The sequence below is a fragment of the Modestobacter sp. SYSU DS0657 genome, from assembly GCF_054050925.1.
The window spans coordinates 23605-29874 of record NZ_JBJHAG010000040.1; the positions used below are offsets into that span (position 1 = coordinate 23605).

Annotated in this window: 6 protein-coding genes; 1 reads left to right on the top strand and 5 read right to left on the bottom strand. The window is 76.6% G+C overall.

Annotated elements, in window-relative coordinates; genetic code table 11:
* Nucleotides 1-81: 81 nt before the first annotated feature.
* The 5 genes from ACI79A_RS18630 to ACI79A_RS18650 are packed head-to-tail and all read right to left on the bottom strand — an operon-like array spanning nt 82 to nt 5599.
* Nucleotides 82-771 (bottom strand): hypothetical protein, encoded by a 690-nt coding sequence (locus tag ACI79A_RS18630; protein ID WP_457085250.1) that lies wholly within the window; start codon nt 769-771, stop codon nt 82-84.
* Nucleotides 768-1253, bottom strand: coding sequence for a pantetheine-phosphate adenylyltransferase (gene coaD / locus ACI79A_RS18635; protein WP_457085251.1), 486 nt, complete (start codon nt 1251-1253; stop codon nt 768-770). Before coaD ends, ACI79A_RS18630 begins: the two co-directional genes overlap by 4 nt.
* A complete protein-coding gene (rsmD, locus tag ACI79A_RS18640; RefSeq protein ID WP_457085252.1) occupies nt 1250-1804 on the bottom strand; it encodes a 16S rRNA (guanine(966)-N(2))-methyltransferase RsmD in 555 nt (184 codons plus the stop codon). Before rsmD ends, coaD begins: the two co-directional genes overlap by 4 nt.
* On the bottom strand, nt 1801-4008 hold the full coding sequence (gene recG, locus ACI79A_RS18645) for an ATP-dependent DNA helicase RecG (protein ID WP_457085253.1): 2208 nt from the start codon (nt 4006-4008) through the stop codon (nt 1801-1803). The genes rsmD and recG overlap by 4 nt, the downstream gene beginning before the upstream one ends.
* Nucleotide 4009: 1 nt before the next feature.
* Nucleotides 4010-5599 carry a DAK2 domain-containing protein gene (locus ACI79A_RS18650; RefSeq protein ID WP_457085254.1) on the bottom strand — a complete coding sequence of 530 codons (1590 nt, stop codon included), beginning with the start codon at nt 5597-5599 and terminating at the stop codon, nt 4010-4012.
* Nucleotides 5600-5804: 205 nt separating this feature from the next.
* Here ACI79A_RS18650 and rpmB point away from each other — a divergent pair, with 205 nt between their 5' ends.
* On the top strand, nt 5805-5987 hold the full coding sequence (rpmB, locus tag ACI79A_RS18655; protein ID WP_457085255.1) for a 50S ribosomal protein L28: 183 nt from the start codon (nt 5805-5807) through the stop codon (nt 5985-5987).
* The last annotated feature ends 283 nt before the right edge of the window (nt 5988-6270 follow it).

Genomic DNA, 6270 nt, shown 5'->3' on the forward strand with positions numbered 1-6270 from the left:
CCGGACAAGCGTCCAGCCTACCCGATCCTCGGCGGGCACCCGCCGGGGCGCCATGAGGAACGGGCAGGGCCGCGGCAGGGGTCAGGGGGTCCTGAGGTTGCTGCGCGCCTGCTCCACCGAACGCGCCATGTGGGCGAGGGTGTTCCCGAAGTCGGCCAGCCGCGTGTCGACGTACTCGTCGACCTCCGCCCGCATCCGGGCCACCTCTGCCGCCGTCTGGGCGCCGAGCTCGTCGGCGCGGGCGACGGCGGTGCGGTACACCTCGGTCTCGGTGAGCAGCCGCTCGTTCTCGGCGACGCCCTCGGCGACCAGCTGCTCGGCCTGCGCCCGTCCCTCGGCGACCAGCTGGTCGCGCAGCCGCTCGGCCTCGGCGACGATCGCCTCCGCCTCGGCCTCGGCGCGGGCCAGCAGGTCGTCGGCCTGCTCGCGGGCCTGGGTGAGCAGCTCGTCGCGCTGCCGCCGGGCGGTGCCGACGATCTCCTCGCGCTGCCGTCGGGCGGCGGAGACGACCTGGTCGCTCTCGTTGCGGGTGCGCCCGGTCAGCCGCTCGGCCTCGGCCTGGGCCTGCTGGAGGATCTCGGTGCGCTGCTCGACGATCGCGCCGGCGGCGTGCACCTCCTCCGGCAGCGTCTCGCGCAGCTCGTCGAGCAGGTCCAGCAGGTGGTCGCGCGGGACCATGCAGGACCCCGACATCGGGACGCTGCGGGCGTTCTCGATGACGGTGGTCAGCTCGTCCACGGTCTCGTAGAGCCGGTACACGACCTCGGTCATGCGGATGCCTCCCGGGCCCGGGCCACCAGCCGGTCGTTGACCGCCTTGGGGACCAGCGACGAGACGTCCCCGCCGAACCGGGCGATCTGCTTCACCAGGCTGGAGGAGAGGTGCCCGACCTGCGGTGCGGTGGGCACGAACAGCGTCTCGACGCCGGCCAGCTCGCGGTTCATCTGCGCCATCTGCAGCTCGTACTCGAAGTCGCCGACCGCGCGCAGCCCCTTGACCACCACCGGCAGGCCGTTCGCCGTGCAGTAGTCGACCAGCAGGCCGGAGAAGCTGTCGACGACGACGTTGGGCAGGTCGACGGCGGCCTCGCGCAGCAGCGCCATCCGCTCCTCGACGTCGAACAGGCCGGCCTTGCCCGGGTTCACCAGCACCGCGACGACCAGCTCGTCGTACAGCGCGGCGGCACGGCGGATGACGTCGACGTGGCCGTTGGTGACCGGGTCGAACGAACCGGGGCAGACCGCGCGCCTCACAACGAGCGACCGTACCGGAGCACGGCCTCGCCGTAGCGCCGATCGCGCAGCCCGGTCAGCGGTGTCGGCCAGTCGAAGGGCGCGTCCCGGCTGGCGCGCTCGACCACCACGACCGCCTCCGGGGCGAGCCAGCCGCCGTCGGCCAGCGCGCGCAGCACGTCGAGCACCTCCTCGCCCCCGACGGCGTACGGCGGGTCGGCCAGCACCAGGTCGAAGGCGGCCGGCGCCGGTCGGGCGACCACCGTGGGCACCGAGCCGGCGAGCACCCGGGCACCGGGCAGGCCGACGGCGGCGACGTTGGCCCGCAGCACGGGCAGCACCTTCGGGCCGGACTCGACCAGCAGCACCTCGGCGGCCCCGCGGGACAGCGCCTCCAGCCCGAGCGCGCCGGTGCCGGCGTAGAGGTCGAGCACCCGGGCGCCGTCGAGGTCCAGCAGCGAGCCGAGGGAGTTGAACAGCCCCTCGCGGGCGCGGTCGCCGGTGGGCCGCACCCCGGAGGCCGGCACCTTCAGCCGCCGCCCGCCCGCGGTTCCCGCGATGATCCTCGTCACGCCTTCTCCAGGTAGTCGGCGCGGTCGTCCAGCGCCAGGGCGGCGACCGCCGCGGCGAGCTCGGGATGGTCGGCGAGCCCGCCGCCCTCCTCGACCAGCCGGGTGGCCTCCACCCGGGCCTCGGCGATCAGCTGCTCGTCGTCCAGCAGCGACAGCAGCCGCACCCCCGAGCGCCGCCCGGACTGCGCCGCGCCGAGCACGTCGCCCTCCCGTCGGGTCTCCAGGTCCAGCCGGGCCAGCTCGAAGCCGTCGGTGGTGGCGGCGACCGCGGCCAGCCGCTGCCCGGTGGCGGAGGTGGCGGGCGCCTCGCTGACCAGCAGGCACAGCCCCGGGTGCTTGCCGCGGGCCACCCGGCCGCGCAGCTGGTGCAGCTGGCTGACGCCGAACCGGTCGGCGTCCATCACCACCATCACCGTGGCGTTGGGCACGTCGACGCCGACCTCCACGACGGTGGTGGCCACCAGCACGTCGACCTCGGCGGCCGCGAAGGCCCGCATCCTGGCCTCCTTGTCCTCCGGCGTCATCCGGCCGTGCAGCACCTCGACCCGCAGCTCCGCGAGCGGACCGGCGCGCAGTTCCTCGGCGACGTCGAGCACGGCCAGCGGGGGCCGCCGGTCGCTGCCACCGGAGGGCTCCTCCGGCGGGGCGCCGTCGGCGTCGTCCGGGCCGTCGTCGTCGCGCGCGGAACCCTTGCCGTCCTCGGCGTCCCCGATGCGCGGGCACACGACGTAGGCCTGCCGCCCGGCGGCGACCTCCTCCCGCACCCGGGCCCAGGCGCGGTCGAGCCAGGACGGCTTCTCCCGGACCGGCACCAGCGAGCTGGACACCCCGCCGCGGCCGGCGGGCAGCTGGCGCAGCGTGGAGGTCTCCAGGTCGCCGTAGACGGTCATCGCCACGGTGCGCGGGATGGGGGTGGCGGTCATCACCAGCACGTGCGGGGGGCGGTTGCCCTTGGCGCGCAGCGCGTCGCGCTGCTCGACCCCGAACCGGTGCTGCTCGTCGACGACGACCAGCCCGAGGTCGGCGAACTCGACGCCCTCCTGCAGCAGGGCGTGGGTGCCGACGACGATGCCGGCGCTGCCGTCGGCGACCGCGGCGCGGGCCTCCCGGCGGACGGCGGCCTTCTGCGAGCCGGTGAGCAGCACCACCCGGGTACCGGCCGGGTCGCCGTCGAGCTCCCCGGCCCGGCCGAGCGGCCCGAGGACCGCCGCCAGGCTGCGGGCGTGCTGGGCGGCGAGCACCTCGGTGGGCGCCAGCAGCGCGGCCTGCCCGCCGGCGTCGACGACCTGGGCCATCGCCCGCAGCGCGACGACGGTCTTGCCCGAGCCGACCTCGCCCTGCAGCAGCCGGTTCATCGGCTGCTCCCGGGCCAGCTCCGCGGCCAGCTCCTCCCCCACCTCGCGCTGCCCGTCGGTGAGCGCGAACGGCAGGGCGGCGTCGACGGCGTCGAGCAGGCCGCCGGCGCGCCACGGCCGGGCGATGCCGGGCTCGAGCGCGGCGGCGCGGCGGCGGCCGGCGAGCGTGGCCTGCAGCACGATCGCCTCGTCCCACTTGAGCCGCTCGTCGGCCACGTCGACCTGCTCCTGGGATTCCGGCCGGTGCTTGTAGCGCAGCGCGGTGACCAGCGGCACCAGCCCGTGCCGCTCCCGCACCGCGGCGGGCAGCGGGTCGTCGAGCGCCTGGGCCAGCGAGCGCTCGTCGTCCAACAGCAGCTTCACCGACTTCTGGATCACCCAGCTGGAGACGTCCTTGCTCGCCGGGTAGATCGGCACCAGGGCGCGGGCCCAGTCGTCGTCGTCGCCGGTGATCACGTGGCAGTCGGGGTGGGTGAACTGCAGGTCGCCCTGCCACTTCCCGACCGTCCCGGCGAACAGCCCCCACTCCCCGACGTCGAGGTGGGCGTGCCGGTGGTTGAAGAAGACCAGCCGCATGCTGCCCGCGCCGTCGCCCACGGTGACCTCGGTGATCGTGCCGCGGCGCTGGCGCATCGGCCGGCTGCTGACCTTCTTCACCTGGGCCAGCACGGTGACCCGGTCACCGACCTGGAGGTCCTCCAGCCGGCTCATCTCCCCGCGCCGGGCGTACCGGCGCGGGTAGTGCCGCAGCAGGTCGCGGACGGTGTGCAGCGACAGCTGGTCGGCCATCGCCTTCGCCGTCTTGGGGCCCACCACCCGGCTGAGCGGGGTGTCCATCGCCAGCGCCACGTCACTCCACCCCGACCAGCAGCGGGAGCGCGCCCTCGCCCCCGGCGTAGCGCAGCACCTCGACCGTGGGGTGCGCGGCGGCCAGGTGCGCGCAGACGGCGTCACCCAGCACCTCGTCGCCGGCCACCACGGTGGCCAGCTCACCGCCCGCCGACAGCAGCCGGTCCAGCAGCTCGGCGGCGACGGCGGCGAGCTCGGCCCCGATGACGACGACGTCGCCGTCGGCGGTGCCCAGCACGTCGCCGGCGGAGCAGCGACCGGCCGAGGTGAGCGCCTCGTGCTCGGCGACGACGACCTCCGCCCAGCGCGTGGCGGCCGCCGCCTCGGCCATGCCGATGACGTCGTCCCCGAACCGGCGCGCGGGGTCGGCGACGGCCAGCGCGGCGACGCCCTGCACCGCCGAGCGGGTGGGCACGACGGCGACGTCACGGCCCTCCTCGCGGGCCCGCTCGGCCGCGCGCGCCGCCACGGCGGTGAGCTCGGGGTGGTTGGGCAGGACGACGACCTGCTCGGCACCGGTGCCGAGCACCGCGGCCAGGACGGCGTCCTCGGTGACCACGTCGACCGGAGCGGTGAGCACGATGACTCCCTCCCCCTCGAAGAGGTCGGCCAGGCCCGCCGCGCAGGCCAGCGCCACGACCGCACGGACGCCGGGTGCGGACGCCGGGGGACGCACCGGGGCGAGCGGCGTGACCGTGATGCGGTGCGGGCGGCCGGCCTCGATGCCGGCCTCGATCGCCGCCCCGACGTCGGAGACGTGCACGTGCACGTTCCACTCCCGCCCGCCGGGGGTGTCGACCCCGACGACGACCAGCGAGTCGCCGAGGGCGGCCAGCCGCTCCTGGAGGACGGCGACCGCGGCGTCGTCGGAGTCGGCGAGCAGGTACTGCACCTCGCTGCCGGGGCCGGCCGGGGGCTGGCCGACCAGCGGCGCGGGCCGGTGCCGGTGGGGCCGGCCGGCGAGCGGCGGGCGGACCGGCACCTCTCCGGTGACCGTGCCGACCAGTGCGTCGAGCACCAGGCACCAGCCGGCCCCGCCCGCGTCGACCACCCCGGCGTCGCGGAGCACGGCGAGCTGGCCCGGGGTGGCCTGCAGCGCGGTGAGCGCGCCGTCGGCGGCGGCCCGGACGACGTCGGGCAGCGCGTCGCGGCCGGCCTCGACCGCGGTCACGGCGGCGTCGGCGCCGGCGCGGGCCACGGTGAGGAAGGTGCCCTCCTCGGGGTCGGCCACCGCGCCGTAGGCGGTGCGCGCCGCGGCGGCCAGCGCGCCGGCGAGCACCGGGCCGTCGACCCGCTCGGCGCCGGCCAGCCCGTCGGCCAGGCCGCGCAGCAGCTGGGCGAGGATCGCGCCGGAGTTGCCCCGGGCACCGAGCACCGCGCCCCGGGCGAGGACGGCCCACGCCGACTCCCCGGCCGCCGACTGCAGCGCGGTGTGCCCGGCCTCGGCGGTGAGCAGCAGGTTGGTGCCGGTGTCGCCGTCGGGCACCGGGAAGACGTTGAGCTCGTCGAGCCGGCCGCGGGACGCAGACAGCGTGTCGACGACGGCGCGGCTCCACCGGCCGACCGCCGCGTCGTCGAGCGCCTGCAGCACGGACGGGAGGGTACCTGCGCCGACCGACGGTCCCCGTTCGCGCGCTGGGGAGCACCGATACCTCCGGCCGGTCCGACGGCCGCGGCGGGGACCGGCTACAGTGGTCTCCAGTCTGCGTGTGGGTACTCGTGTGCCCGTGTCCGAACGACCGCGCTGCAAACGACTTCAGTTGAACGACTTCTGGGAGTGATCCGCCGTGGCTGCCGTGTGCGATGTCTGTGGCAAGGGGCCCGGTTTCGGTATGTCGGTGTCGCACTCGCACCGCCGCACGCCGCGCCGTTGGAACCCGAACATCCAGTCCGTGCGGGCTGCGCTGGCCGGCGGTGGCCGCCAGCGCATGAACGTCTGCACCTCCTGCATCCGTGCGGGCAAGGTCGTCCGGGGCTAGTTCCCCCGCTGACCGCTCCCGGCTCCGGCCGGGGCACCCAGACCCCGGAGGTCCTCGTGACCTCCGGGGTCTTTCGTGTGCCCGCCCCGGACGCCCGGCACGCGGGAGCGGCCGACCGTGGGCCCGGGCACTGCACCGTCGTACCCGGCCCCCGGCCACCCTCTCCGGGAGGGTCGGGGGGGGGGGGGGGGGGGGGGGGGGGGGGGGGGGGGGGGGGGGGGGGGGGGGGGGGGGGGGGGGGGGGCGCCCCCCCCCCCCCCCGGGGCCCGCGGCGCGCCCCCCC

Excerpts from the sequence above, each read along its gene's own strand:
- ACI79A_RS18630 (WP_457085250.1), bottom strand. The coding sequence starts at position 771 with ATGACCGAGGTCGTGTACCGGCTCTACGAGACCGTGGACGAGCTGACC.